The organism is Sphaerimonospora mesophila, from assembly GCF_001417795.1.
Lineage (GTDB): Bacteria > Actinomycetota > Actinomycetes > Streptosporangiales > Streptosporangiaceae > Sphaerimonospora > Sphaerimonospora mesophila.
This window is the reverse complement of sequence record NZ_BCBX01000030.1, coordinates 402,831-429,441: the sequence shown is the minus strand read 5'-3', so window position 1 is coordinate 429,441 and position 26,611 is coordinate 402,831. Positions and strand designations below refer to the sequence as shown.

20 protein-coding genes are annotated in these 26,611 nt (G+C 70.3%); 15 read left to right on the top strand and 5 right to left on the bottom strand.

Translation table 11 applies throughout. From position 1 onward, the window contains the following. Both AP234_RS02330 and AP234_RS02325 read right to left on the bottom strand, forming a co-directional pair. Positions 1-633: a TetR/AcrR family transcriptional regulator gene (locus tag AP234_RS02330; protein ID WP_055477818.1), complete on the bottom strand. Its 633-nt coding sequence runs from the start codon at positions 631-633 to the stop codon at positions 1-3. Between the two features lie 150 nt (positions 634-783). Beyond that, positions 784-2,451 (bottom strand): hypothetical protein, encoded by a 1,668-nt coding sequence (locus AP234_RS02325; RefSeq protein ID WP_055477817.1) that lies wholly within the window; start codon positions 2,449-2,451, stop codon positions 784-786. Positions 2,452-2,681: 230 nt separating this feature from the next. On the opposite strand from AP234_RS02325, the gene AP234_RS02320 reads away from it, so the two are divergent. From AP234_RS02320 to AP234_RS02300, 5 genes are all read left to right on the top strand, one after another. Next, positions 2,682-4,703 (top strand): glycosyltransferase, encoded by a 2,022-nt coding sequence (locus AP234_RS02320; RefSeq protein WP_055477816.1) that lies wholly within the window; start codon positions 2,682-2,684, stop codon positions 4,701-4,703. A gap of 266 nt (positions 4,704-4,969) precedes the next feature. Continuing rightward, positions 4,970-5,719, top strand: a complete 750-nt coding sequence (locus tag AP234_RS02315) for a DALR anticodon-binding domain-containing protein (protein WP_055477815.1) — start codon at positions 4,970-4,972, stop codon at positions 5,717-5,719. A 127-nt stretch (positions 5,720-5,846) separates the two neighbouring features. Next, positions 5,847-7,247 carry a diaminopimelate decarboxylase gene (gene lysA / locus AP234_RS02310; RefSeq protein ID WP_055477814.1) on the top strand — a complete coding sequence of 467 codons (1,401 nt, stop codon included), beginning with the start codon at positions 5,847-5,849 and terminating at the stop codon, positions 7,245-7,247. An 89-nt stretch (positions 7,248-7,336) separates the two neighbouring features. Then, positions 7,337-8,617: a homoserine dehydrogenase gene (locus AP234_RS02305; RefSeq protein ID WP_200926214.1), complete on the top strand. Its 1,281-nt coding sequence runs from the start codon at positions 7,337-7,339 to the stop codon at positions 8,615-8,617. 141 nt (positions 8,618-8,758) lie between these two features. Next, positions 8,759-9,577, top strand: a complete 819-nt coding sequence (locus AP234_RS02300) for a polysaccharide deacetylase family protein (protein WP_055477812.1) — start codon at positions 8,759-8,761, stop codon at positions 9,575-9,577. Between the two features lie 103 nt (positions 9,578-9,680). Here AP234_RS02300 and AP234_RS02295 read toward each other — a convergent pair whose 3' ends face one another. Further along, entirely contained in the window at positions 9,681-10,577 is an 897-nt protein-coding gene (locus tag AP234_RS02295; protein WP_055477811.1) for an IS982 family transposase, read from the bottom strand. A gap of 200 nt (positions 10,578-10,777) precedes the next feature. On the opposite strand from AP234_RS02295, the gene AP234_RS02290 reads away from it, so the two are divergent. The 3 genes from AP234_RS02290 to AP234_RS02280 all read left to right on the top strand — a co-directional run bounded on the left by AP234_RS02290 (position 10,778) and on the right by AP234_RS02280 (position 15,310). Next, positions 10,778-12,205 (top strand): glycosyltransferase family 39 protein, encoded by a 1,428-nt coding sequence (locus AP234_RS02290; RefSeq protein ID WP_235557913.1) that lies wholly within the window; start codon positions 10,778-10,780, stop codon positions 12,203-12,205. Positions 12,206-12,327: 122 nt separating this feature from the next. Continuing rightward, positions 12,328-13,587, top strand: a complete 1,260-nt coding sequence (locus tag AP234_RS02285) for a glycosyltransferase (RefSeq protein ID WP_055477810.1) — start codon at positions 12,328-12,330, stop codon at positions 13,585-13,587. 31 nt (positions 13,588-13,618) lie between these two features. Then, on the top strand, positions 13,619-15,310 hold the full coding sequence (locus AP234_RS02280; protein ID WP_055477809.1) for a glycosyltransferase: 1,692 nt from the start codon (positions 13,619-13,621) through the stop codon (positions 15,308-15,310). Between the two features lie 3 nt (positions 15,311-15,313). Here AP234_RS02280 and AP234_RS02275 read toward each other — a convergent pair whose 3' ends face one another. After that, positions 15,314-16,924, bottom strand: coding sequence for a glycosyltransferase (locus AP234_RS02275; protein ID WP_235557912.1), 1,611 nt, complete (start codon positions 16,922-16,924; stop codon positions 15,314-15,316). Positions 16,925-17,143: 219 nt separating this feature from the next. Here AP234_RS02275 and thrC point away from each other — a divergent pair, with 219 nt between their 5' ends. The 3 genes from thrC to rho all read left to right on the top strand — a co-directional run bounded on the left by thrC (position 17,144) and on the right by rho (position 21,825). Next, positions 17,144-18,202 (top strand): threonine synthase, encoded by a 1,059-nt coding sequence (gene thrC / locus AP234_RS02270; protein ID WP_055477808.1) that lies wholly within the window; start codon positions 17,144-17,146, stop codon positions 18,200-18,202. 192 nt (positions 18,203-18,394) lie between these two features. Then, positions 18,395-19,378 carry a homoserine kinase gene (gene thrB, locus AP234_RS02265; RefSeq protein ID WP_055477807.1) on the top strand — a complete coding sequence of 328 codons (984 nt, stop codon included), beginning with the start codon at positions 18,395-18,397 and terminating at the stop codon, positions 19,376-19,378. A 413-nt stretch (positions 19,379-19,791) separates the two neighbouring features. Next, positions 19,792-21,825 carry a transcription termination factor Rho gene (gene rho / locus AP234_RS02260; protein WP_055477806.1) on the top strand — a complete coding sequence of 678 codons (2,034 nt, stop codon included), beginning with the start codon at positions 19,792-19,794 and terminating at the stop codon, positions 21,823-21,825. A gap of 144 nt (positions 21,826-21,969) precedes the next feature. On the opposite strand, the gene AP234_RS02255 is transcribed toward rho, so the two are convergent. Further along, positions 21,970-23,145: a hypothetical protein gene (locus AP234_RS02255; RefSeq protein WP_152990194.1), complete on the bottom strand. Its 1,176-nt coding sequence runs from the start codon at positions 23,143-23,145 to the stop codon at positions 21,970-21,972. Between the two features lie 334 nt (positions 23,146-23,479). Here AP234_RS02255 and rpmE point away from each other — a divergent pair, with 334 nt between their 5' ends. The 4 genes from rpmE (at position 23,480) to AP234_RS02235 (ending at position 26,519) form a co-directional block, all read left to right on the top strand. After that, on the top strand, positions 23,480-23,707 hold the full coding sequence (gene rpmE, locus AP234_RS02250) for a 50S ribosomal protein L31 (RefSeq protein WP_055477804.1): 228 nt from the start codon (positions 23,480-23,482) through the stop codon (positions 23,705-23,707). A gap of 132 nt (positions 23,708-23,839) precedes the next feature. After that, a complete protein-coding gene (gene prfA / locus AP234_RS02245) occupies positions 23,840-24,886 on the top strand; it encodes a peptide chain release factor 1 (protein WP_055477803.1) in 1,047 nt (348 codons plus the stop codon). A 90-nt stretch (positions 24,887-24,976) separates the two neighbouring features. Continuing rightward, positions 24,977-25,831, top strand: a complete 855-nt coding sequence (gene prmC / locus AP234_RS02240) for a peptide chain release factor N(5)-glutamine methyltransferase (protein WP_055477802.1) — start codon at positions 24,977-24,979, stop codon at positions 25,829-25,831. Positions 25,832-25,871: 40 nt separating this feature from the next. Further along, positions 25,872-26,519, top strand: coding sequence for an L-threonylcarbamoyladenylate synthase (locus tag AP234_RS02235; RefSeq protein WP_062416041.1), 648 nt, complete (start codon positions 25,872-25,874; stop codon positions 26,517-26,519). Positions 26,520-26,611 lie beyond the last annotated feature (92 nt).

Sequence of the window (26,611 nt, the reverse complement as noted above, 5' to 3'; positions counted from 1 at the left end):
TCAGTCCTCCGGAAGCAGTGAGGGGTTGGGACACAGTCCGCGTAGGCGCTGCAGTACGGTGCGGCGGGCGTGGGTGAAGGCGAGCCGCTCGTCGAGCAGTCGGGAGTGGGGGACGGCCGCCATTCCGAGCGCCTCGATCTCGTAGGCCAGTTGCGCCGGGTCCACGCCCTGGTCGAGCTCGCCGAGTGCGATGGCCTCTTCCACCAGGCTCCGGATGAACGCCTCCCAGTTGTGCAGGGCCTGCACGATGCGAGTCCGGACCGCTCCGGGGTGGTCGTCGAACTCCGCCTGGACCGCGAGGAAGAAGCAGCCGCCGGGGAGCACGCGCTCGGCATAGAACCGCAGCCTCGCTTGATGGAGGGCGAACAGCCGTCTGACCCCTGCGGGGGCGTGCAGGGCCGGCACCACGATGTGCTCCCTCCACTGACGGACGGCCCAGTCCACCGCATCGAGCTGCAGTTCCTGCTTGTCACGCCAGTGCGCGAAGAAACCTGACTTGCTGATGCCGATTTCGGCCGCCAACCGTCCCAGGGACAGCCCGTCCAAGCCTTCGACCGAAGCCAGACCGACCGCCTGCGCGAGGATCGTTTCGCGGCTGCGCTGCCCTCTCAGCCTGCGCCCATCCTGTGTCATAGCGGCAGACTATCTGAACGACCGGTCGTTCAGATATATGCCGTGGATCACACACCGTCCCTACGGCCGCGAGACCCGGGGATCCTCCGCCTCCACCGGTTCGATGGCAGACCCCGCACCTGATGATCGTCGGGATTCGGTGGTGCTGCTCTAGCCGACCCAGGGTGGGGTGAGATCGCCGAGCAGGTCCTCGTAGTCGGTCAGCCAGGAGCCGAAGACCACCAGCGAGCGCAGCCAGAACCGGGAGTTCCACGACCCGAAGGCGGTCAGCGCGTCGGGCCCGCCCGCGACCACCTCCAGCATCTGCGGCGACAGCAGACCGGGGATCGAGGCCGCCTTCGTCAACATGCGGTGGTTCCACTCCCGGGCGACCGGGCCGTTCGACCGCAGCGGCACCCGGCGGTGCGGAAGCGCGCCGTTCGTCGACGGCAGCGTGGCCACCCGGGGGTTGGCCGCCCGCAGGATCTCCCGATAGAACCTCCCGCCCTCCTTCTGGTCCACCGGCACGGACAGCGCGGCGTCGAAGAAGTCCGGATGCAGGAACGGGAAGACCGGGGTGACCTCAGGGCCGACGAGGTTGACCGGGGATCGGGCGATGCCCCGGGCCGTCCGCGTGTGCAGCACGCTCAGCGGCAACTCGGCCCGATGTCCGTGCAGCATCGAGGTGGCGGTGACGAAGGCCGTACGGACCCGGTCGTCGATCCAGGCGAGGGCGGCGTCGCCGAGCACGGGCAGGTGCGCCTCGCTGGTCGAGAGGGCGGTCAATAGCGCCTCGCGCCGCGAGGCGCCCGTCCCGGCGCCCACGGCGTCGGCGGTGATGAGGAAGTTCTTCATCAGGGGACCGCCGGCCAGGCCGTCGATCACCGGCCGTCCGCCCGCGTGGACCTCTCGGGCGAAGGGGGAGTACCACGCGTGATGACTGGTCAGGTATTCGAGCCGACGAGCCGCCCAAAGAGCCTCTTGCGGGTATTTTTCGGGATATTGCGGCACGATTCGGTGCGGGATGCCCAGCTCTCTCGTGATGTAGCGGGCGAAGTCGATGTCGTTGTCGAGCCCGTCGTCCGGGCTCGTCGTCCACGACTCGACGTCGATCTCGGCGGCCACCGCGACGCTCGCCAGCAGCCGCGAGTCGTACCCGCCGCTGACCGGCACCAGCACCCGGTCGTACGGCTTGAGCGCCTCGTGGAGCAGCGCGACCAGGTCGCCCCCGGTCAATTCCCGATCGACCTGCTCCTCCCGCACCCACCGGGGGGCCCGCCGATCGAGGCGCAGCCGCCGCCCGGTCCGCGACCAGGTCAGCGCGGTCGCCCCCGGCAGCCGCCTGACCTGGCGGTACGGCGTGTCCTCCAGCAGCGGGTAGGTCAGCTTGAGTATGGCCGCCCAGGCGTCCCAGTTCACCTCGTACGGCCGGCGGGCCAGCGCGAGCAGCGGCTCGATCAGGCCGGAGAAGTAGACGGCGTCCCCGTCACGCAGGTAGTAGACGTCGACCAGCCCGAACCCGCCGGTGTGCAGGATCACCCCGTCAGGCCCGTCGATCAGCCCCGGAGCCTCGCAGTCCTCCGCGACCGACAGCCAGTCGCTCCCGACGCGCCACACCGGCCGCCGGTCGCCCCATGCGAAGGCCGTCGCCGCCGACCCGGCCTCGCTGTACGGCTCGAGCGGGCGAGAGCCGAGCAGTGCGACCTCCGTCCCGGAATGCACCACCTGCACGGCCGGCCCCGACCGGGCCAGCAGGTCGAGCCTGGCCTGGTCGAACGGCCCGATGGCCCCGCAGACGTACGGCCTCGCCGCGAATCGCGGCCACTCACCCTTGCGCACGCTTCGTCCTCCCTAGACCCCCGCCGAGTCTAGGACCCACGAGTCCGGGCCGCCGAGCCTGGATTGCGCTCGTCCAGGGTCGGGTCACCGCCCGTGAATTCGTCGATGCGGACCCGAGTGCGCCGCCGGGAAGGGGAGGGGGAGGGGGGGAAGGCTTCGAGGGGCGATCAGGGAGTTCTGCGAATATTGTGACTCTCGTCCTGTCGTCCCTTCGGCCTGGAGTTGCCCCGATGACCGAGCGAAGCGAGTTGGCGTCCCTCCAGGAGGCCCTGGCGCGAGCCGTCGAGCAGGCCGCCTCGGCGGCCGAGCTGACCCGGCTGATCAAGGACTATCGGCGGCGGCTCGAGGAGGTCGCCGTCTCCGAGGCCGAGGCGCTGACGAGGATGCGGGAGGCAGAGGCCCGGCTCAAGGTGGTCGAGCGGCAGAACGCCAAGCTCGCCAAGAGCCTGGCGGAGCAGCGCTACCAGACCGCCGTCGCCAAGTGGAAGCTCGCCTCCATGCAGGAGAGCCGCTGGACCAAGCTCGGCGACGCCCTGCACACCAAGAGTCCGGGCACGGTCGCCAAGACCCTCAAGACCCCCGTCAAGAAGCCGCCGGCGCCCAAGCGGGCCGATTTCAAACCGGAGCTCCCCGAGGTGCCCGAGCCCACGGTCGTCAGGGCGGTCCCGGAACCCAGGGCGCCCGAGGTCTCCACCCCGATCGCCGAGGGCTTCACCGTGCCGAAGGGGCCGCTGGTTCGGCCGTACCTGACCGTGGCCGCGATCGTCGACAGACAGACCGAGGCGCTGCTGCGCTACGAATGGCGCCTGGTGACCAACTTCGGCCAGGACAACTGGGAGACGATGCTCGACCGGCACCGGCCGCATGTGCTGTTCGTCGAGTCCGTACGGCCCGGCCCCCGGCAGGGTAACGGGGGCAGGTGGCTGGAGGCCCTGGCCGGGGAGTCGCGTGCGCTGCGTGACCTGGTCGCCGCCTGCCGCACGCGCGGCGTCAAGACCGTCTTCTGGCACTCGGGCGGACCGGTCTCGCGGGCGTTCCCGGCGGCCGAGCACTTCGAATACGTGCTGACCACCTCCGAGGCCAGGGCACGCGAGTGGCGGGCCGCCCTGCGGCACGACCGGGTGGGCGTGCTGCCGCACGCGATCCAGCCGCGCGTGCACAACCCGATCCCCGCCGTGGGCGGACGCACCGGCGACGTCATGACGCTCGGCACGGTCACCGTGCCCCCCGACGCGCAGTGGACCGTGCTGGCCGGTCAGGACGACGCCGACGAGATGCCCTACGACGACCTGCTGACGGTCTACCGGAGGCCGGCGCTGGTGGTCGCGGGCTCCGACGCCGACGCGAGGGTGATCGCCGAGGTCGCGGCCTGCGGCACTCCGGTGCTCCAGGTGCGCGCGGGCGCCCGGGGCGAGGAGATCGCCGCCGCCGCCGAGGTGCTGCTGGCCGACCCCGCGCGGCTGGCCAGGGAGGCGCACCTGGCCTGGCGCGCCCGCACGAGCGTGACCCCGCTCCTCGACCCGATCCTGGACACCGTCGGCGTGCCGAGCGTGCGCAACAATGCCGAAATCACCGCGGTCACGGCCGTCGCGAGCCCGGCCGAGCTCGATCACCTGCTCGCCCAGGTGGCCCGCCAGCGGCACCGTCCGGGGCAGCTCGTCGTCGTCGCCGACGGCCTCGACGCCTCCCTGGTCGAGAAGACCGCACGCCAGGCGCTCGCGGCGGCCTCGGCCGGCGCCGACGCCTCGGCCGAGCCCGACCTGGTGATCCGCGTCGCGGACGAACCCATCACCCTCGGCGCGGGGCTCGACCGGGCGCTGCGGCTCGCCGACGGCGACTACGTGGCCGTCCTCGATCCGCGGGACGTGTACGGCGAGCACTATCTGGCCGACCTGGTCCGGCATTTCGCCTCCACCGAGGCCGAGGTGCTGGGGAAGGCCGCGTGCTACGCCCACCTGCCCAAGGCGGGCGCCACGCTGCTGCGCCAGCCGGAGGCGGAGCACCATTACCTTCCCGAGGTGGCCGGTGGGACGCTGCTGGCCCGTCGGCAGATCCTCACCGAGCTGGGCCTGGCCGACGTCTCGGAGGAGTGGGGCGAGGTCTTCATGCGGCAGTGCCGGACCGACGGCATCCTGGTCTACTCGGCCGACCGCTACTCCTACATCTGCGTACGCGACTCCGCCGAGGGACGCCTGCTCCGTTCGGCTCACATGGAGGGATACCTCCCCGCCGAGCCGCTCGCGCTGATCTGATCGCGCATCCCCGGCGGGAGAACGGGCCGTTGGAGCATCGGCCCGGTACCGGACACCGCCGAGGAGGTCTCGCCTGATCGGCGCGGTCGCTGCGCCGGGAGGAAGCCCCGGTCCGCCGCCGGGCCCGCCCAGCGTGGCCCGGCATGCGGTCCTCACTCCCTCCCGCTCCGCTCCCTGCCATCCCTCGCTCCGCTCCCCGCTATCCCTCGCTCCGCTCCAACGCCACTCCGGCCGACGATTACTCGGTGACCCTTTAGGCTGCCGGGATGACGCCCGTCCGGCTCGCGGAGATCCTCGGTGAGCTCCTCGGCACGCCGCCCGGAGAAATGCCTGCGCCGTACGGCTCATGGGAGCGCGAGGCGGTGTACGCCTCGGCGGTCGCGCTCCGCTCCCTCTCGCGGCGTGGCGCCACCGGACGGCGGTCCGCGGCGACGCCCCGGGACGCCGTCCGCGAGGTCGCGGAGGAGATGGCGGTACGGCTCCGCGGCCGTGCCGGCATCGCGGGCGTACGGGTGCGGCCCGACGGTTTCCTCCTGATCGCGGTGACCCGGCCCGGCGAGATCGTGGGCGAGATCGTGCGGGCGGACGGACCGCCCGGGGGGATCGTGGTCGCCGAGCCTGGCCGCGCGGGCCCCGACTACCCCCGGACCTGGGACAACCCCGGCTTCGTGGTCAGGTACGCGCACGCGCGGGCGGTGGCCGTGGGGCGCTGGGCAAGGGACCTGGGCGTGCCGGTGGCGGGGTTCCGGCCCGAGGCGCTGGACGATCCGTACGATCTGGCGGTGCTCCGGCTGCTCGCCGAGCTGCCCGGCCGGGCGGCGAGCCGGGCGCCCGGCTGGGAGACGTACGCCGAGCATCTCGCGCTCGCCTTCCACGACGCACACGAGCACGCGCCGGCCGTGCCGCGGGCGGACGAGTCGGCGGGTCCGGTGCACACGGCCCGCCTCTGGCTGGCCATGGCCGTGCGATCCGTGCTCGCCCAGATCCTGGTCACGCCGCTGCCCGACAGATTGTGAGCGTTCCAAGGACCTTTGACCAGTTCTTCCGCGTGGATCACCGGATTTCCGGATTTAATGTTGGTTCCTGTCTCGCCAGTTGGGCAGCTGTCTCCCTTGGGGGGCGAGGTCGGATAGCCTCATTCGGGTGAGTCGATTCGCCCACGCCGCCGCCCCGGATGACGGGCAGGCGGCCCCCGTCGCAGCGACGCGTGCCGAGGAATGTCCGCCGCGTGCTCCCGCCGACCTCAACGCGCTCGCCCCCGCGATCTGGCCGCGAACGTCCGGCCGGACCGGCGGCGCCATCACGATCGGCGGCATCGACGTCCGGGACCTGGCGAAAGACCACGGCACCCCGCTCTACGTCGTCGACGAGGAGGATTTCCGCTCCCGCTGCCGCGACTACCGGTCCGCCTTCCACGACGGAGACGTCCACTACGCGGGCAAGGCGTTCCTGTGCCGCGAGGTGGCCCGCTGGGTCGACCAGGAGGGGCTCGGCCTCGACGTGTGCAGCGCCGGCGAGCTCGCCGTCGCGCTCAGCGTGGGCTTCCCGCCCGAGCGGATCACACTGCACGGCAACAACAAGTCGGTCGCCGAGCTGGAGAAGGCGGTCGAGGCCGGCGTCGGCCACATCGTGGTCGACTCGTTCGAGGAGATCGCCCGGCTCGGGCGGCTCGCCGAGCGGTACGGCGTCCGCCCCAAGGTCATGATCAGGGTGACGGTGGGGGTGGAGGCGCACACCCACGAGTTCATCGCCACCGCGCACGACGACCAGAAGTTCGGCCTGTCGCTGAACAGCGGCGCGGCGGCCGAGGCCGTACGGCGCATCCTCGCGCTGCCGAGCCTCGAACTCGTCGGGTTGCACTCCCACATCGGATCGCAGATCACCGACATCGCCGGGTTCGAGGTCGCGGCCCATCGTCTCGCCGGCCTGCTCGTGCAGATCAAGGACGAGCACGGGGTGATCCTCCCCGAGCTGGACCTCGGCGGCGGCTACGGCATTCCGTACGTCGCGGGGGACGAGGCGCCGGACATCAAGATAATCGCGGACGGTCTCCGTGAGATCGTCACAAAGGTGTGCGGGGCGGCCGGTCTGCCCGTGCCCCGGCTCGTCGTCGAGCCCGGCCGGTCCATCGCCGGGCCTGCGGGTGTGACGCTCTACGAGGTCGGCACGGTCAAGGATGTCGAAGGCCTGCGCACCTACGTGAGCGTCGACGGTGGGATGAGCGACAATATCCGCACCGCGCTGTACGGCGCGCAGTACACGGCGGCCCTGGCCTCCCGGGAGAGCCGGGCCGAGCCCATGCTGTCGCGTCTGGTCGGCAAGCACTGTGAGAGCGGCGACATGGTGATCCGCGACCTGTGGCTGCCCGGCGATCTGACGCCGGGCGACCTGATCGCGGTCGCGGCCACCGGCGCGTACTGCCGCTCTCTGGCCAACAACTACAACTACCTGCCCAAGCCCGCCGTGGTCGCGGTGTCGGCGGGCCGCTCGCGGGTCATCGTGCGCCGGGAGACCGAGGACGACCTGCTGCGGGGCCAGCTGTGAGCATCGGCCGGCCAACCGTCCATCGGCAGGGCAGACATCCTGAGCGAGGAGGGCTCGTGAGTAACGCTGGCGGTAAACCGGCGCTCAAAGTGGCGTTGCTGGGCTGCGGCGTCGTCGGATCGCAGGTGGTGCGCCTGCTGCGGGAGCAGGCCCACGACCTGACCGCCCGGGTCGGTGCGCCCCTGGAGCTGGCCGGCGTGGCCGTACGCAGGCTGGGACGCAAACGCGACGCGGAAGTCGACCCCGCGCTGCTCACGACGGACGCCGAGGCCCTGGTCACCCGCGACGACGTGGACATCGTGGTGGAAGTGATCGGCGGCATCGAGCCCGCCAGGTCGCTGATCCTGTCCGCGATGGCGAGCGGCAAGTCCGTGGTGACCGCCAACAAGGCGCTGCTCGCCGAGGACGGCGCCACCATCCACGGGGCCGCCCGGGACAACGGCGCCGACCTCTACTTCGAGGCGAGCGTGGCCGGCGCGATCCCGCTGCTGCGCCCGCTGCGCGAGTCGCTGGCCGGCGACCGGGTCCGCCGCGTGCTCGGCATCGTCAACGGCACCACCAACTACATCCTCGACCGGATGGACTCCTCCGGCGCTTCGTTCAGCGAGGCCCTGGAGGAGGCGCAGGCCCTGGGGTACGCCGAGGCGGACCCGACCGCCGACGTGGAGGGCTTCGACGCGGCGGCCAAGGCCGCGATCCTCGCCGGGATCGCCTTCCACAGCAGGGTCACCGCCGCCGACGTGCACCGCGAGGGCATCACGGAGATCACCGCCGCCGACGTCGCCTCCGCCAGGGGCATGGGATATGTGATCAAGCTGCTGGCCATCTGCGCGCGCTCCGACGACGGCAGGTCGATCGGCGTCCGGGTGCATCCCGCCATGATCCCGAGGTCGCATCCGCTGGCCGGGGTCCGGGAGGCGTACAACGCGGTGTTCGTGGAGGCCGAGTCGGCCGGTCGGCTGATGTTCTACGGTGCGGGCGCGGGTGGCGCGCCCACGGCCTCGGCGGTCCTCGGAGACATCGTCGCCGTGGCGCGCAACCGGCTCGCCGGCACCCGCGGGCCGGAGGAGTCGACCTACGCCGACCTGAAGGTCCATCCGATGGGCGACACCGTCACCCGCTACCACATATCGGTCGACGTGGCGGACAAGCCCGGCGTGCTCGCCCGGGTCGCCGACATCTTCGCCAAGCACGACGTGTCCATCCAGACGGTCCTGCAGGAGGGACGCGGCGACGACGCGCAGCTCGTCCTGGTCACCCACCGGGCGAGCGACGCCGCCCTGTCGGCCACGATAGAGGAGCTGCGCGACCTCGACATCGTCCGCGCGGTGGCGAGCGTGATGCGGGTGGAGGGCGACGACACGCCGTAGGGGCAGGTTCCGAAAGCGACGTCCTGTCGCGTGCGTGACGGACGGCGCTCGTCCGACGCTCCCTGAAACGACATAACAGTCGCGTGCCCCTTTTGGGGGTTATAGACGCATGGATGGAGACATTAAGTAAAGTCTCCATCCATGCAAACGATCATCGCGCGGCTCGTGCCGGCCTGTCTGCTCGCGGTGGCGCTGGTCGTGGGGCTCCCGCCTGCGGGCGCCCTCGCCGGGACCGCCACCGCGAAGACGGTCGTGGTCCTCACGTTCGACGACAGCACGGCCGACCACGTGACGGCGGCCGGGATGCTGAACAAGAGGGGGCTGAAGGGCACCTTCTACGTCAACAGCGGCCGCCTGGGCAAACGGGGCTACCTGACCGTCGGCGACCTGAGGTTCATCGCGAAATCGGGCCACGAGATCGGCGGCCACACCCTCGATCACGTCAACCTGCTCCGCGAGACCGAGGACGTGCGCCAGAGGCAGATCTGCGAGGACAGACGGACGCTGCTGTCCCACGGGTTCAAGGTGCGGTCGTTCGCCTATCCCTTCGGCGCCTTCGACGAGTCGAGCAAGCAACTGGCCATGCGGTGCGGCTACACGACCGCGCGCGGCGTCACCGGCGTCCACCGGCCGGACGCCTGCCGGTCGTGCCCGTACGCCGAGACGATCCCGCCGGCGGACCCGGCCGCCGTCCGGGCGACCTCGCAGAACGGCATCGCGCGTACGGCCGGCACACTGGCGGGCTTCGTCACCCGTGCCCAGCGGAACGGCGGCGGCCTCGTCGTCTTCGTCTTCCACAAGATCGGTAACGACGCGAGGGACCCCTACGCGACGAGCCCCAGGGAGCTGGCCCGTTTCCTGGACTGGATCGCCCGGCAGCGGAAGGCGCGGGGGGTCGTCGTGAAGCCGCTGGGGGACGTGGCCGGGGGAAGGACCTGGCCCGTCCCCGACGACATGTGAGACGTGGAACGCGGCCGAGGATTGCCTCATTTCCGTAACGACCGCATCATTTGCGGTTGCTTCGCGTCGAAGCGCCTCCCTAGACGATCAATTCCGAATACGGTCAGTGATCGTAGGCGGTCAGTGAACGGCTGACCGCCTGCCCGGTCTGGAAGTTGTGCCAGATCGCCGCGGCCAGCGTCAGGACGCGCTGGGCGACGCGGACCGCGATGCCCTCCCGGGTACGGCCGCCGTGTTGCTCCAGGTCAAGCTGGCCTTTGAAGGTGTCGTTGACGGACTCGATGAGCTGGCGCACCTTCTTCAGCAGCGGCTGGCCGGGACGGCGGGCCTCGTTCTTCCGGGTGGGCCGCAGCAGCGTGATGCCCTGCGCGGACAGTGATCGCTCGAACTCCCGGGAGGCGAATCCCTTGTCGGCGATGAGCAGCAGCCCCGGCCGCTCGGCGACCAGATCGGCATCGACCTCCAGCATCGCGGCGAGCACCTCACGCTCATCGATCTTCGGATCGGCCAGCGCCCACAAGATCGGCATGCCGGCCGGCGTGCAGACCAGAAATAGGCGAAGTCCCCAGTAGAACCGTGAGTGGGACGCGCAGTAGCCGTAGTTCGCCCAGCCCGCCAGCTCCGAGCGCAGCACGGTGGGCCGCGACATTCCGCACGGCACCGGAGTGGAGTCGGTGATCCATACCGTGTCGTGCCAGAAGTCAGTGTCCCGCGCCAGGACCCGGGTGATCCGCCTGATCTGCGGTAACGCGGCACGGACCCGCTTGTTGTAGCCCGGCTGCTGAGGCAGGAACGGGAACAGGTGCCCGTAGTGCTTGCGCGCGTGGCGCAGCCAGCGGGCCTCGGAGTGGAAGCCCAGCATGGCCTGCATCACCGCCAGGCAGATCAACTCGGAGTGACTGAGGCGGGGTGGACGGCCGGGCAGCCGGGGCACTCCAGCGGCGTCATCGTCGATCTTGACGTAAAGTGCGATCACGAGGGTGTCCAGGTCGGTTTCCACAAAGCAGATCTTGGACGCCCTCGCCCTGTCTGCGGGCTGCGACGTACGGCCTGATCAATTAGGAATTGATCGTCTAGCCTGCCCGGGTGATCACTCTTGTGGGGGAAGAGTCGGGGGCCCCTCGGCACGGTTCTCATCGGCGGGCTCACCAGGATCGGGGGCAGGCGCGCGACCGGCGGTGGGTCCCGCGATGGACACCGGTGGCCGCGGGGGTCGCGGTCGCCGGTGTGGCGATCTCCGGGACGCCCGCGTCGCTGTCGGGTGACGAACTGGCGACCTACAGCGCGGTGACCCGCTCACTGGGCGGATTGTGGCTGCTCGTCCAGAACATCGATGGGCATTTCCTGCCCTACTACCTGTTCATGCACTTCTGGACGCTGCTGGGCGACGCCGAGTGGTGGTTGCGGCTGCCGTCGGCGCTCATCCTGGGCGTCGCGGCCGGATTCCTGGCCGATCTCGGGCGCCGGCTGCACAGCACGCGCGCCGGGCTGCTGGGCACCGCCCTGTTCGCCGTGCTGCCGTCGGTGTCCTATCACGGTGCGAACGCCCGGCCGTACGCTTTCGCCGCGGCGGCCGCGGTGATCTCCGCGTGGGCGCTGCACCGGCTGGTGGAGGCGCCGACCGTCCGGAGGGCGTGCTGGTACGCCGTCGGCGTGGCGCTGCTCGGTTGTACGCACCTGTTCTCGGTGCTGGTGCTCCCGGCGCAACTTCTGGCCGCGGCCTGGCTGCTGCCGCGCCGCGAGCTCCTGACCAGGGTGCTGCCCGCGATGGCCGTCGGGTGCCTGCCCATGGCGGTGCTCGGGCTCGTCGGGTGGGGCGAGCGCCACGCCATCAGCTGGATCAAGCCGCACGGACCCGACGTGCTGCTCAAGTTCCCCAAGATGGTGACCGGATCGCCGGTCCTGGGCCCGGTGCTGTTCGCGCTCGCCGCCGCCGGTGTCGTGATCCTGCTGCGACGGGCCGCCGACCGGCCCCTGGGGGCGCTGCTGGGCGGCTGGCTGGTGTTCCCGCCCGTTCTTCTGCTGCTCGTCTCCGCGCTGCTGACACCGGCGTACGTGGACCGCTACCTCTTCGTGGCCGCGCCCGCCCTGGCCCTCGCCGGGGGCATCACGTTGGCCGCGGTTCACGACCTGTTCCGTTCCGGTGTCCTGATCCCCCGGCTCGTCACCTGGACGGTCGTGATGATCGCCGCGATCCTGGGCATGCCGGAGCAGCTCGACTACCGGCAGCACAACGGCCACTATGACGACTTCCCCGGAGCGGTGCGGGTCGTCCAGGCGAAGGCGCGCAAGCGCGACGCGATCCTGTACGGCCAGAGCTGGCTGCGCACCGGATTCGGCTATTACGGCGGAAACGATCTGCCCGACGACGTCCTCCGGGTGGGCACCGCACGTGGCAAGGCTTTCGAATATCCGGAACGTTCCGACGTCGCCGGCGCGCTGAAGGGCCGCACCCGGGTCTGGATCGTCTGGCGCGGAACGAAGCAGTCCGGCCTCACTGGCTCGAAGTTCCCGCAGGTCGAAGCGGTGCGCGCGGCGGGGTTCCGGCTCTCCTCCGCGTGGCACTCGGCCGAGCTTCCCGGCCTGACGGTGGCCCTGTTCTCCCGGACTGTTCCAAACTCCTCGTGATCTTCTGGAGGGGACAGGGACGCCGAAACCGCCGGGATCGGTTGCTGACCGCGGAGTTAACCGGTTTGATCTGACAAGGGTCTGTCCCGATGGGAATGATCTTTGTGGGTGCGGGAGGTGCGGTGGAGACGGACATCTGCTCGCCGCTGGGGTTCGCCCGATCCCCGGCGGAGGGAACGGCCGAGCTGGCCTGGAGCGCCGGCCGCTGGGTCGTGACGCCTCCCCTCCCGGATTTGGAGCGCTCCTCGCCGCCCCCGGCCGACGCCGAGACCGCCGGTGAACGCTTCGCGGCACGTCCGTTGAACGACCGGGTGGGCCAGGAGGAGATCGACCCGCTGCGGCCGCTGCGCGCCCTGCGGGTGCGCTGGCCGGCCATCCCGGGCCGGGAGGAGGCCGGCGATCCGGGCTGGAGCCCGCGACACGCGCTGGAGACGCTGGCGGCCGTCACCGACCTCGCCGCCGCGGGAGTGCCGCTCACCGCCGGCCCGCCGCCGCGCTGGGTCCGCGAGGCCGACCCCGTCCTGGCGGACCTGATCGCCGGCTGGACCCCGGAGCCGGACGACGGCACCCCGGTCTCCGTGGGCGATCTGCGCAGGGAGGAGCAGAGCGTGCGGCTGCGGCGGCACGCGCTGCGGGCGAGGGGCATCGGCCGTACGGCACAGCCGGTGACCGTGGTCATGGCGACACGCCGGCCGCACCTGTTGGGCGCCGCGCTCGGGCAGATGGCCCGTCAGCGCGGCGTGGACCTCGAAGTGATCGTCGCGCTGCACGGTTACCCCGCCGCCCGGGCGGCACGGCTTCCGGCGGAGTTTCCCTGGCCGGTCACCGTGCTGGAGGCGGACCGGGCCACGCCGTTCGGAGAGGTGCTCAACCTGGCGGCGTCCCGGGCGACGACCGACGTCATCGTCAAGTGGGACGACGACGACTGGTACGGCCCCGAGCACATCGCCGATCTCCTGCTCGCCAGGGCGTACTCCGGCGCCGACGTGGTGGGCACCGCGCAGGAGTTCTTCTACCTCGAACCGCTCGACGTCACGGTCCGGCGGACCGACTACGGCAGCGAGATGTGGACCGACCACGTCGCGGGCGGCACGATCATGATCGACCGCGGGCTCTTCCACGAGGTCGGCGGTTTCGGGCCGTACCCCAGCGGTGAGGACGCCCACCTGCTGCGCGCGGTCGTGGCCCGCGACGGCCGGATCTACCGCACCCATGGCCTCGGGTACGTCCTGCGGCGCTCGCTGAGCGGCGAGCACACCTGGCAACGGCCACTTGCGCATTTCCTGAGAGTCTCGGTGAAACAGTGGCGCGGCTTCCGGCCCAGTGTGATGTTGGAGGACAGCGCGATTTCAGCGGACGGCGCGGTTCGGAGGACGGCGTGACTTCGGCGGACAGTGTGATCCTGGAGGCGACATGACGCCGCGAATCCCCGGAAACGATTACACCGTCCTCAACCCGCCCGCACTCGGATCGTCGTGGACGCCCCGGCTCCGGGTGAGCGTCGTCGTGCCCGCCTACGGCAACCAGGCCAAGCTCGACCTCACGCTGGCGGGTCTCGCCGTCCAGACATATCCGGACGACCTGATCGAGGTCATCGTCGTCGACAACGGCAGCGAGCCGCCGTTGCGCCTCCCGGACATCCGGCCGGGGAAAACCCGCCTGCTGCTCTGCCCGACCCCCGGCCGCGCCGCGGCGCGGAACATGGGGCTGGCCACGGCGACCGGCGATGTCATCCACTGGATGGACTCCGACGTCGTGCCCGAGCGGGAAGAGGTGGAGGCGCACATGCGCTGGCATCACCTCGCGCCCTATCTGTCGGTCACCTCCTATCTGCGTTTCACCACCGCGCCGCTTCCCGACCCGAGGGAGGTGGCCGAGGCCGAGGACCTCGCGAAGTTCTTCGAGCCGACCGAGTCGCACGCGTGGATCGAGAGCCTGGTCGAGCGGACGGACGGGCTGACCCGCACCCGCCGCGCGTTCAGCATCCACATCGGCGGGGCCACCTCGGTCGGCGCCCGGCTGTTCGAGCGGGCCGGACCCATGGACCCCGACATGATCCTCGGCCAGGACACCGAGATGGGATATCGCCTGGCCCAGGCCGGGGCGGTGTTCATCCCCGACCCCGAGGCGAGGGCCTACCACCTCGGCCCGTCCATGCGGATGCGAGACGCCGAGTCGATCAGCCGGGTCAGCCACCCGCTCGTGGCCGACCGTGTCCCCGTCTATCAGTGGCTGCGCAAACACCCCACCCGGCAGTGGAAGGTCCCCCTGCTGGAGGTCGTGGTCGACGCGGCCGGCGCGTCGAGCGACGACGTCCGGGCGACGGTCGACGCGGTCCTCGCCGGCACGCTGACCGACCTGTCGGTGCTCGTGACCGGTCCGTGGGACGAGATCACCCCGGAACTGCGCGCCCCGCTCACCGATCCCCACCTCGATCTCGCCCTGCTGCGCGCGCACTACGGTCACGAGGGCCGGGTCCGCCTGGTCTCCGGGCTGTCCGACGCGGTCGCGCCGTTCCGCCTCCGGCTGCCGCCGGGGTGGGCGCCGGGGGAGGACACCCTGGCCCGGATCCTCACCCTGGCGCGGGAGCGGGACCTCGGGCTGGTCAGCGTCCTGCTGTCCGAGAGCGCGGAGGGCATCGCCGCGGCCCGCCTGGAGCGCACCGAGGCGTTCGCCCGCGCCGCCCTGCTCGTCTCCGGCGACGAGGAGAAGGCCGGGGGCACCGGCGAGGACCTCGACGCCGTCGTCGACGAGATCTTCGGCACGTTCTGGGCCGACGGCGAGACGTACGGTTTCACCCGCGGATCCGAGGCCGGACCGCTGCCCAGCGTCCGGGCCGCCTACCGGGCCCGCGTCGAGGCGCAGGCCGAGGTCGAGCGCCTCACCAAGGAGGTCGAGCGAGTCCGCGGCCAGGTCGCCAAGTGGCGGGAGGAGGCCCGCCGGTGGCGCAGGACGGCCGTCGACTACCGCCGGGAGATGGGCTCTCTGCGGCGGCAGATCGCGGCGCTCCGGCGGACCCAGAGACGCCGGGGCCTGCGGAGCCTGCGACGCATCAAGGTCCTCGCCCGGGGACTGACCCGGCCCTTCAACCCGAAGAACTCCTGAGCCTCACGAACGGCGGAACAGACCACCCAGACGGCGGCCGCCCTGCCGGTTCGCCGAGCCCGAGGCCACCGCGCCGCCCTGCTGAGCACCGGTTCGCTGGGAGGCACCGGGCTTTTCCGCGGCCGTGTCATGCTGCGGCGCCGCGCTCTGTCGTGGCTGTGACGCAGGGGATTTCGCCGGGGATGCCGGCTGCTCGGGCTGCCGCCGCGGGGTCGTGCGGAACTCCTTCTCCGCGGCGTGCCGCACGCCGTGCGTCGCCTCGATGACGGCGGCAGGCTCCTCCCCGGGGCGGGCGAGCAGGCGGGCCCGGGCGACGGCCTCGGTCCGTTCGAGGGTGGCGGTGCGGCCGTCGGACAGCTCGACGACCAGCAGCCCGAGCCGCTCCTCCAGCATCGCCCTGGTCATCCGCTCCAGCGCGTCGGCGGCCGGCGGCGCGTCGATCGGCGAGGTGTAGCGGAAGGGCGTGGGAGCCGCGGTCGGCGCCGCCTCCCCGGCGAAGCGGACCCGCTGATCGTGGCGGAACGTCTCCAGCACCAGGGCGAGATCGAACTCCCGGCTCCCCGGCATGCGGCTCGCCCGGTCGGAGAGCTCCGGCCAGGGCCCCACGAGCGTGACCGCGATGTCGGTCAGCCCGGCCTGTGCGCCGAGGATCGCGTCGACGGTCGCGCGGATCAGCGCCTCCTCCGCGCCGGTCGTGTCGAGCACGATCTCCACGTACGGCACCAGCCGCCGCCTGCCGCGTTCCTTACGGAGATCCCGCCGCAGCGGCACCTTCTGCGCCAGATGGGTCTCGACCAGCCGGACGATCGCCTTACCGTGCGCACCCCGCTGCGCCGGCAGACCGAGGTGGACGGCACGCGCCGTCATGTCCGGCACGAACACGGCGCCGGCCTGGGCCAGCCGATAGGCGAACTCGGTGTCCTGGCCGCGCACGACCTCGGGGTCGAACCCGCGGACCTCGCGCAGCAGCGTGCGGCGGAGCGAGACGGTCGGCCCGGTGCACACCTGGTAGGGGTTGCGGCTGGTGCGCAGCCCGTCGAGACGGCGGATCGTCTCCTCGGTGGAGCTCGACACCAGTGCCGCCGGGTCGAACAGCGACGCCGGCGTGCCGTGCCGTACGGCGTCGTACACCTGCTCGGGCGTCAGGTCGGGCTCCTCGGCGAATTTCTTGCCGCCGATCGTCACGAGATAGTCGGTGAGGTGGTGCCAGCGGAAGAGCGCCTCCAGATGCTCCCGGCAGATCACCATGTCGGCGTCCAGACGCTGGACGATCTCGCCGTCCGCCGCCTCGATGCCCGCGTTCATCGCGTGTCCCGCCCCCCAGCCTCCCGCGGGGCTGGAGACGATCCGCGTGTTGGCCGGGCGGATCTCCGGCAAGCGCAGGGGCGGATCGCTGCCGTCGTCGACGACGATGACCTCGGTGAGGGAGGCGGGATAGGTCTGCGCGGCGAGCGCGGCCAGCGTCAGGTCCAGACGGTGCTGACGGCCGTGCGCGGGGATGACGACGCTGGCGGGCAGCGCCGGGACCCATTCCCCGACCGGCGGTGGGACCAGCGGGGAATAGTCGTTGTGCCGGATCCTCGGCCTGGCCTGCCCCTCCGTCACGTTCGCCACTTCCTCATCTCACGCATCTCCACCGGACGCCGTTCACACTAGTCAAGAGGAGCGACGGTTTCGCGGGGCGATCGGGGGAATCCACCGAGGACCGGCGTCGTCCGCGCCGGGGCGTCCATCAGGTGGACATCGCATCCCGGACGTCAGGCGGTTGGTCGTAGACTCATTGCCCGATACCGCAGGTGACACGCGCGTCGCGCGTGGGAGGAGCAATCAATCATGTCCAGGGCTTGGCGTGGCCTGATCGAGGAGTACCGCGACCGACTGCCGGTCTCCACGGCGACGCCCGTGGTGACCCTGCTCGAGGGGGGCACGCCGCTCCTGCCCGCCAGGCGCGTGTCCCAGATCACCGGCTGCGACGTCTATCTCAAAATCGAGGGCCTCAACCCGACCGGCAGCTTCAAGGACCGCGGCATGACCGTGGCCATCAGCAAGGCCGTCGAGGAGGGCGCCAAGGCCGTCATCTGCGCCTCGACGGGGAACACCAGCGCATCCGCTGCGGCCTATGCCGTACGCGCCGGGCTGCGATGCGCGGTGCTCGTGCCCCGCGGCAAGATCGCGATGGGCAAGCTGGCCCAGGCGCTCGTGCACGGCGCGAAGCTGCTCCAGGTCGAGGGATCGTTCGACGACTGCCTGGAGATGACCAGGAAGCTCGCCGAGAACTACCCGATCGCGCTGGTCAACTCCGTCAACCCGCATCGTCTCCAGGGGCAGAAGACGGCGGCGTTCGAGATCGTCGACGCGCTCGGCGACGCGCCGGACGTCCACTGCATCCCCGTCGGCAACGCGGGGAACATCTCGGCCTACTGGATGGGCTACAAGGAGTACGCCGAGGACGGCCTGGCCGGCAAGCGGCCGCGGATGCTCGGCTTCCAGGCGAGCGGTGCGGCCCCGCTGGTGTCGGGGGCCCCGGTGACCCACCCGCAGACGATCGCGACGGCCATCCGGATCGGAAACCCGGCCTCCTGGCGTCTCGCCGAGGCCGCACGCGACGAGTCGGGCGGCGGCATCCAGGCCGTCACCGACCGCCAGATCGCCGCGGCGTACAAGCTGCTCGCGCAGGAGGAGGGCGTGTTCGTCGAGCTCGCCTCTGCCGCGAGCGTCGCCGGCCTGCTGATGGCGCACGAGCAGGGCCTCGTCACGCCCGGAGAGCGCGTGGTCTGTACGGTGACAGGTAACGGGCTCAAGGACCCGGACTGGGCCATTTCCGGCGCGCCGTCCCCGGTGACGATCCCCACCGACGCCTATGCCGCCGCCTCGGCGCTCGGCCTCGACTGACCCCGGCCGCTCCGGCGTGCCCCGCCCCCGCCCAGGCCTGCCCCGCCCCCGCCCAGGCCTGCCCCGCCCCCGCCCAGGCCTGCCCTGCTCCTGCCCAGGGATGCCCGGTCCGGTTCGGTCCCGGGCCTCGCCCGTGCGTCCGTGCCACCTGACGCCCCCGTTCGTCGATCCGACATGAATGGAACTGTGTGAATGACGGATAGTCACGGCGTCGTGGTCCGGGTGCCGGCGACCAGCGCCAATCTCGGCCCCGGATTCGACAGCCTCGGCCTCGCGCTCGATCTGTACGACGAGGTGGAGGCCGCCGTGCTCGACGCGGACGGCGCGTTCCTGGAGGACGTGCGGGTCGAGATCGAGGGGGAGGGCGCGGACGGGGACGAACTGCACCGGGGCGAGGGCCACCTGATCGTCAAGACCATGCGGACCACGTTCGACCGCATGGGCGTCGCCCAGCCGCCCGGTATCCGGCTGCGCTGCCACAACCGGATCCCGCACGCGCGTGGCCTCGGCTCCTCCTCGGCCGCGATCTGCGCGGGCATCCTCGCCGCACGTGCCCTGGCCCCCGCCGTCGTCGCACGCACCGCCGGTGTGCGAAGCGAGGCGGAAGCCGTACGGCCCATGCCGGAGGGCGAGGTGTTCGCGCTGGCCACCGAGCTGGAGGGGCATCCGGACAACGTGGCCCCCTGCCTGGCCGGCGGACTCACCATCGCGTGGACGGACCAGTCCGGAACAGCGAGTATGGTGAAACTGTCGCCGCATGAAGACGTCCGCCCGATCGCGTTGATCCCGGGCTTCCGATTGTCAACGGAGGCGGCGCGGGGGCTGCTGCCGAAGGACGTTCCGCATTCGGACGCCGCGGCCAACGCGGCTCGCGCGGCGTTGCTCGTCGCGGCGCTCACACAACGGCCGGAACTCGGCCTGCTGCTCGCCGGTACCGAAGACCGTCTTCACCAGGACCACCGCGCTCCCGCGATGCCGGGCACGGCGGAACTGGTACGGAGCCTTCGCGCCGCCGGTGTGCCCGCAGTGGTCTCGGGGGCCGGTCCCACAGTTCTCGTGTTCGTGACGCGGGACGTCGAGGATTTGATCGCACCTAAAGTGGGTAATGACTGGCACATCCAGCCAATGAACGTCGACCCACGTGGTGCGTACGTTCGGTTTCCCGAGACACGCTGATGCCTCTTCGACCTTCAGGGAATAGTTGTGCGCGCTGGTGATGTTAGGCTGATAGCCGCACCAGGTGCCCCCGTGTTGGGTGCGTGCTTGTCATTCGCACATCGCTGCACTTCGCTTCGCGTCCTTCGACGCGGGCAGGGCGATTTTCCCGAAGCCGTTACCTTCAGCCGGCCCGCTTCCGAGCGGCCTGGTGAGAGGCGGGGTTCTCGGAGACATGCGCGTTCGATCCACCAAGACATCTGGTTGGTGACGGCAATCCGGGGGAAGTCCCCCGGGCACCTACCGCTTGCGAGTCCCGAGGGTCATCGACACATGAGACTCGTCAAGCCCGGCCCGGTCTGTCCCGCCGGGTCGCACCACCGGGACGCCTGGACGCATGATTCTGGCGCCCGACCCCTGGGAAGGACCCTTAGTTGAGCGACACCACCGAACTCCTCTCCGACGGCCAGGCCGCCGGCGACACCCCCACCAGCGCCCCGGCCCGACGTCGTCGCTCCGGCACCGGCCTCGCCGCCATGGTGCTCCCCGAGCTGCAGGCTCTGGCGTCGACCCTGGGCATCACCGGGATCGGACGGATGCGCAAGAGCCAACTCATCGCGGCCATCCAGGAGAGGCAGGGCGAGAAGCCGGGTGAGCCGGGACAGGCCGCCGCCGAGCCGAAGTCCGCCGAGACCGCGGCCCCTGCCGCGACTCCGGCCGCAGAACGACCTGCTCGTGGCCGCAGGGAACGTTCCCGCGCCACCGCGAAGCCCGCGGCCACCGAAGAGCCGGCCGCGGCGCAGGCGGTGACGGCGGAGCCGGTCGCCGCGCAGCCGACCGTGACCGAGCCCGCCGCAGAGCGCGAGGAGCGGCCCGCCGCGCCCGAACCGGTGGCGAGCGCGCCCGCCGTGGTCAGCGCTCCCGCCGACAGTGCGGCCGGCCAGTCGTCCGCCGCCTCACCGGCGACGACGGCCGATTCGCATGCGGACACCGCCGACACGCGCACCGATGGCCGGTCCGAGCGCAACGGCGACCGGCGCGAGCGGCGTACCCGCGGCGACCGGCGCGACCGCTCGGAGCGGGACGGCCGTGACGGTCGCGACGGTCGTAACGGCCGCGACGGCCGGTCCGACCAGCGCGCGGCTGCGGCCGACTCCGGCGACGGCCAGAGCCGTGGCCGCGACCAGCAGAGCCACGACCAGAACGGCCGCGGCGACAGCAGGAGCGACCACCAGGGCGAGGACGGTCGCGGCCGGCGCGGCCGGTTCCGCGAGCGCAACCGCCGCGGGCGTGACCGTTTCGACAGCGGCGAGCCGGTGATCAGCGAGGACGACGTCCTCATCCCGATCGCGGGCATCCTCGACATCCTCGACAACTACGCGTTCGTGCGGACCAGCGGCTACCTGCCGGGGGCCAACGACGTGTACGTCTCGCTGGCGCAGATCCGCAGGCACGGCCTGCGCAAGGGCGACGTCGTGACCGGCGCCGTACGGCAGCCGCGCGAGGGGGAGCGCCGCGAGAAGTTCAACGCGCTCGTCCGCCTCGACTCGGTGAACGGCATGGAGCCGGAGCAGGCCCGTCAGCGGCCCGACTTCAACAAGCTCACGCCGCTCTACCCGCAGGAGCGCCTCCGCCTGGAGACCGAGCCGAACATCCTCACCACGCGGATCATCGACCTGGTCTCGCCGATCGGAAAGGGCCAGCGCGGCCTCATCGTCTCGCCGCCCAAGGCCGGCAAGACGATGGTGCTGCAGGCGATCGCCAACGCGATCACCCGCAACAACCCCGAGTGCCACCTGATGGTCGTCCTCGTCGACGAGCGTCCGGAAGAGGTCACCGACATGCAGCGGACGGTGAAGGGCGAGATCATCCACTCGACCTTCGACCGGCCGGCCGAGGACCACACCACCGTCGCCGAGCTGGCGATCGAGCGGGCCAAGCGCCTGGTCGAGCTGGGCCACGACGTGGTCGTCCTGCTCGACTCGATCACCCGGCTGGGCCGCGCCTACAACCTCGCCGCGCCCGCGAGCGGTCGCATCCTGTCCGGCGGTGTCGACTCCACGGCCCTCTACCCGCCGAAGCGCTTCTTCGGCGCCGCCCGCAACATCGAGAACGGCGGCTCGTTGACGATCCTCGCCACCGCGCTGGTCGAGACCGGCTCGAAGATGGACGAGGTGATCTTCGAGGAGTTCAAGGGCACCGGCAACATGGAGCTCAAGCTCAACCGGTCGCTGGCCGACAAGAGGATCTTCCCCGCGGTGGACGTGGACGCGTCCAGCACCCGCAAGGAGGAGATCCTGATGGGCAAGGAGGAGCTGTCCATCGTGTGGAAGCTCCGCCGCGTCCTCCACGCCCTCGACATGCAGCAGGCGCTGGAGCTCCTCATCGAGAAGATGAAGGAGACCAAGTCCAACGCCGAGTTCCTGCTCCAGGTGCAGAAGACCACGGTCAGCAACGACCGCGACTGACACCGCCTGAGATCGGACGACGCCCCGTACGGCCTGGCCGTACGGGGCGTTCGCCTGCCCCCCTGCCAGGAGACGGGACGGGAGGCGTCAGGCCCGTACGGAGCATCCGTACGGGCCTGACGAGGTGGCCGAGGGCTCGGCCGGCTACTTCTTCTTCACGATGCTGACGTACTTGATGTTGGACTTGGTCCCGTACGTGTAGCCGGTGCCGGTCGCCGTGACGATCCAGTAGCCGTTGTACTTGGGCTTGACGGTCTTGGTGAACTTACCGGTGGAGGTCGCCTTCAGATAGGTGACGAACTTCCACTTCTTGCTGCCCTTCTTCTTGAAGTAGAGCTTCACGAACTTCTTGCTCCACGCCTTGGAGCCCCGGTAGACCTTGCCGTAGAGCTTGGTGCTCTTGCCCTTCTTCACCTTGGTCGGCGAGGCATAGAACTTGATCTTCGACTTGACCTTCGAGGAGCCGGACTTGTAGACACTGAAGCTCTTGGTGAAGGCGTACTTCTTGGAACCGCGCTCGACCGAGACCTTGAAGTCCCAGGAGCCGGTGGAGGTGCTGTAGTCGAACGCGCTGGAGTCGTGGTAGGACTTGCCGTCCGTCTCCAGACCGGTGCCCAGCGAGTAGTAGTCGTCCGAGCTCTTGCTCTCGAGACGCACGTCGGTGATCTTCTCGTCGCCGTACTTCTCGAGCTGGAACTCGACGAAGATGTCGATCTCCTTGCCCGACTTCAGGTAAATCGGGTCCGGGTCCACTCGCATGCCCGTCACCCGGGTGGCCGCCTTCACGTCGAAGGTGAGCGGCGTGTCGGCGGACTTCCAGGCGTCGTCCGTCACCGAGGGCTCGGACTTGTCGGCGGTGAGCCGGAGAAGCTGAAGCTGCCACTTGTCCCCGGGCTTGTCGCTCGACGACACCGGGATCGAGCCCGACATGGTGGCCTTGGTGGGGAGCGTGGCCGCGGTGGAACTGCCGAGCTGGGTGACGTCTGCGCCATGCCAGGACACGGTCGAGGCGCTGGAGTCCGTGGTGAAGCGCGCCCAGACCTTGTACTTCGGGTCGCCCTTCTTGACGTCCTTGTTGCTGGGGTCCTTACCAGCGGCCGCGTAGTACGGATCCTCGATGTCAAAGGTGAAGGTGATCTTGTCGCTGCCATAAGGCGGGATGAAGAGATCGCCACCCAGCTTCGGGGCCGAGACCGCGCTATCCGCCAGAAGGGCGGCGGAGACGGCGCCGGCGGGGGTGGCTACGGTGATGGCCGCACCGGTAGCGAAGACCGCCACCCCCGTTGCGGCCGCCAACGCGAGCCGCAGGCTCTTCCTCATGGTTACCCCTATCATTGGCAAAATTGAGGGAAAAGTCGGGTTTGAGGGTTGCAGCCTAGTGGTACAGGTGTTAAGCGTCCACCGAAGTGTGAACATTTGTCCCATTTGTAAGTGATCCCATTAAGGATCATCCAGGCTCCCCGTGCTCATCTCGCCCGCAGGAATAAGCCCATGGCCTGGTCGGGTTGAAGGATCTGGCACACTGGTAGCCGAACCGCAGCGGTACCGGTTCCCGCACGCGCATGCGAGGTGTGCCGATGCGCGCAGACCGTACGGCACAGCCGTACGAACAGAAGCGACCCGGCGACCGCACCCTAGCGTTAGGACTGAGGACATGAAGCCCGACATCCACCCGGAGTACGTGCTCACGCAGGTGACCTGCACCTGCGGAAACTCGTTCACCACCCGTAGCACGGCGAAGAACGGCGTCATCCACGCCGACGTCTGCTCGGCCTGCCACCCGTTCTACACGGGCAAGCAGAAGATCCTCGACACCGGTGGCCGGGTGGCCCGCTTCGAGGCGCGCTTCGGCAAGAAGGCCCAGGGCAAGACGGGCAAGTAGCTCATCCCCAGACGCCGGCTCGGGTGCGGCTCTCGATCTACGAGGGCCGCGTCCGGGTCGGCGTTCTTGGTGATTGGGATGGGATGCCCCCAGGCCGGACATCCGAGGACGTAGCGGAAAGGAGCGTGAGAGTTGAACCTCGACGAGATCATTGGTGAGTACGCGGACCTCGAACTGCGGCTCGCCGACCCCGCTGTGCATGCCGATCAGGCCAAGGCGAGGACCTACGGCAAGCGCTACGCGGTGCTCACGCCCATCGTCGCCACCTACCGGGAGCTGGAGGCCGTCCGGCAGGATCTCGCCGCGGCGCGGGAACTGGCCGCCGAGGACCCGGCGTTCGCGGAGGAGGCGGCCGAGCTCGAAGGCCGCATCCCGGGCCTGGAGGAGAAGCTGACGCATCTCCTCGTCCCCCGCGACCCGAACGACGACAAGGACGTCATCATGGAGATCAAGGCCGGTGAGGGTGGTCAGGAGTCCGCCCTGTTCGCCGGCGATCTCCTCCGGATGTACCTCAGGTACGCCGAGCGGGTCGGCTACAAGACCGAGATCATCGACGCGCAGCACTCCGACCTCGGCGGCTACAAGGACGTCACGGTCGCCATAAAGGGCAGGGAGGGCGTCTGGTCGCGGCTGAAGTTCGAGGGCGGCGTGCACCGGGTCCAGCGGGTGCCGGTGACCGAGTCCCAGGGACGCATCCACACCTCCGCCGCCGGCGTGCTCATCTACCCCGAGGCGGAGGAGGTCGACATCCAGATCGACCCGAACGACCTGCGGATCGACGTCTTCCGGTCCAGCGGCCCCGGCGGGCAGAGCGTCAACACCACCGACTCTGCGGTCCGGATCACCCACATTCCGAGCGGCGTGGTCGTCTCGTGTCAGAACGAGAAGAGCCAGCTCCAGAACAAGGAGTCGGCCCTGCGCATTCTGCGTGCCCGTCTCCTGTCCATGGCGCAGGAGGAGGCCGAGGCCGCGGCCATGGCCGAGCGCAAGTCCCAGGTGCGTACGGTCGACCGTTCCGAGCGGGTTCGCACGTACAACTTCCCGGAGAACCGAATCTCCGATCACCGGGTGGGCTACAAGGCGTACAACCTCGACCAAGTCCTGGATGGTGATCTCGACGCGGTGATACAGGCTTTGTTGGACGCGGAACTGGCGGAGAAGCTCGCGGCTCATTCGTGACCGATCCGAGCCGAAACGGCAACCGAAGTCGGAACCCGGCAGCAGACATAAGAGAGACCCCGAGCCACAAGAGACCGTGCCGTAAGAGACATGACCTTCCTGCTCGATGAGATCGCCCTCGCGACCGCCCGGCTCGCCGAGGCGGGCGTGCCGTCCCCGCGTACGGACGCCGAAGAGATCGCGGCCTTCGTGCACGGCGTGTCCAGGGGCCGGCTCCACCTGGTCAAGGACGCCGATTTCGACGCGCGGTTCTGGGAGGGCATCGCCCGCAGGGAATCCCGCGAGCCGCTGCAGCACATCACCGGACGCGCCTACTTCCGTTACCTGTCGCTCGAGGTCGGGCCGGGGGTGTTCGTGCCCCGCCCGGAGACCGAGATCGTGGCGGGCTGGGCGATCGACCGGCTGCGCGAGATGGACGTCGCCTCACCGATCGTCGTGGACCTCGGCACCGGTTCCGGGGCCATCGCGCTGTCCATCGCGCAGGAGGTCGCGCTCGCCCAGGTGCATGCCGTCGAGATCGACCCCCTGGCGTACGGCTGGGCGAAGCGCAACATCCTCGAGCACGGACAGGGCCGCACCACGCTCCATCCCGAGGATCTCGCCGACTGTCTGCCCGAGCTCGACGGGCGGGTGGATCTGGTGATCTCCAATCCGCCGTACATCCCACCGGGTGCGGTGCCGCGCGACCCGGAGGTGCGCGACTATGATCCGTCGCGCGCGTTGTACGGCTCGGGCGAGGACGGCCTCGACGAGGTGAGAGCCGTGGAGCGTACGGCACGGCGGCTGCTGCGGCCGGGCGGTTTCGTGGCCGTCGAGCACGCCGACGAGCAGGGAAACTCGGTGTACTGGCTGTTCCCGGAGAAGAACGGCTGGCGTGACGTGCGCCTCCGTCAGGATCTGACCGGTCGGGACCGCTTCGTCACCGCCCGCCTGGAACAGGACTGATCGGCCCTCCTGGCGAGGACGAGAGTGGAAGGATGGGTACGTGAGCCGACGGTATGACTGCGTGGACAAGGCCGGGCGAGCCGAGGGCATCGCCGCGGCGAAGACGGCGGTGGGGAACGGGGATCTCGTGGTCATCCCCACCGACACCGTCTACGGCATCGGCTGCGACGCGTTCGTGCACGCGGCCGTACGAGACCTCCTCGAAGCCAAGGGGCGGGGCAGGGACATGCCGGTTCCCGTGCTCGTCGGCACCGTCAAGGCGGCCAACGCGCTGGTCGAGAGCCTCGGCATGTACGGCCAGGACCTCATGGACGCCTTCTGGCCCGGCCCGCTCACGCTGATCCTGCGCGTCAACCGGTCGCTGTCGTGGGACCTGGGCGACACCAAGGGCACGGTCGCGGTTCGGATGCCGCTGCACCAGATCGCCCTGGACCTGCTCAAGGAGACCGGTCCGATGGCCGTGTCGAGCGCCAACCGGTCGGGCATGCCGCCGGCGACCACCGTCGAGCAGGCCGAGGAGCAGCTCGGCGACTCGGTGTCGGTCTATCTCGACGGCGGTCCGTGCGACGAGAACGTGCCCTCCACGATCGTGGACCTCACGGCGGCCGTGCCCCGGGTGCTGCGCAAGGGCGCGATCCCGGTCGAGAAGATCCGCCCCGTCGTGGGCTATCTCGCCACCGAGGACTAGAACCCGTTTCTCCCCCTGCTCACGGCCGGATGTGTGAGTTTTCGCGAGATCGCGGGCACGGGAGTCGGGGGGCGATTCATTCATGCATTCTG

What these genes read in the sequence shown, in the direction of transcription:
- AP234_RS02330 (WP_055477818.1), bottom strand. Translation starts at nt 633, where the DNA reads ATGACACAGGATGGGCGCAGGCTGAGAGGGCAGCGCAGCCGCGAAACG.
- AP234_RS02320 (WP_055477816.1), top strand. Translation starts at nt 2,682, where the DNA reads ATGACCGAGCGAAGCGAGTTGGCGTCCCTCCAGGAGGCCCTGGCGCGA.
- AP234_RS02315 (WP_055477815.1), top strand. Translation starts at nt 4,970, where the DNA reads ATGACGCCCGTCCGGCTCGCGGAGATCCTCGGTGAGCTCCTCGGCACG.
- AP234_RS02300 (WP_055477812.1), top strand. Translation starts at nt 8,759, where the DNA reads ATGCAAACGATCATCGCGCGGCTCGTGCCGGCCTGTCTGCTCGCGGTG.
- AP234_RS02280 (WP_055477809.1), top strand. Translation starts at nt 13,619, where the DNA reads ATGACGCCGCGAATCCCCGGAAACGATTACACCGTCCTCAACCCGCCC.
- thrC (WP_055477808.1), top strand. Translation starts at nt 17,144, where the DNA reads ATGTCCAGGGCTTGGCGTGGCCTGATCGAGGAGTACCGCGACCGACTG.
- thrB (WP_055477807.1), top strand. Translation starts at nt 18,395, where the DNA reads ATGACGGATAGTCACGGCGTCGTGGTCCGGGTGCCGGCGACCAGCGCC.
- AP234_RS02255 (WP_152990194.1), bottom strand. Translation starts at nt 23,145, where the DNA reads ATGAGGAAGAGCCTGCGGCTCGCGTTGGCGGCCGCAACGGGGGTGGCG.
- rpmE (WP_055477804.1), top strand. Translation starts at nt 23,480, where the DNA reads ATGAAGCCCGACATCCACCCGGAGTACGTGCTCACGCAGGTGACCTGC.
- prmC (WP_055477802.1), top strand. Translation starts at nt 24,977, where the DNA reads ATGACCTTCCTGCTCGATGAGATCGCCCTCGCGACCGCCCGGCTCGCC.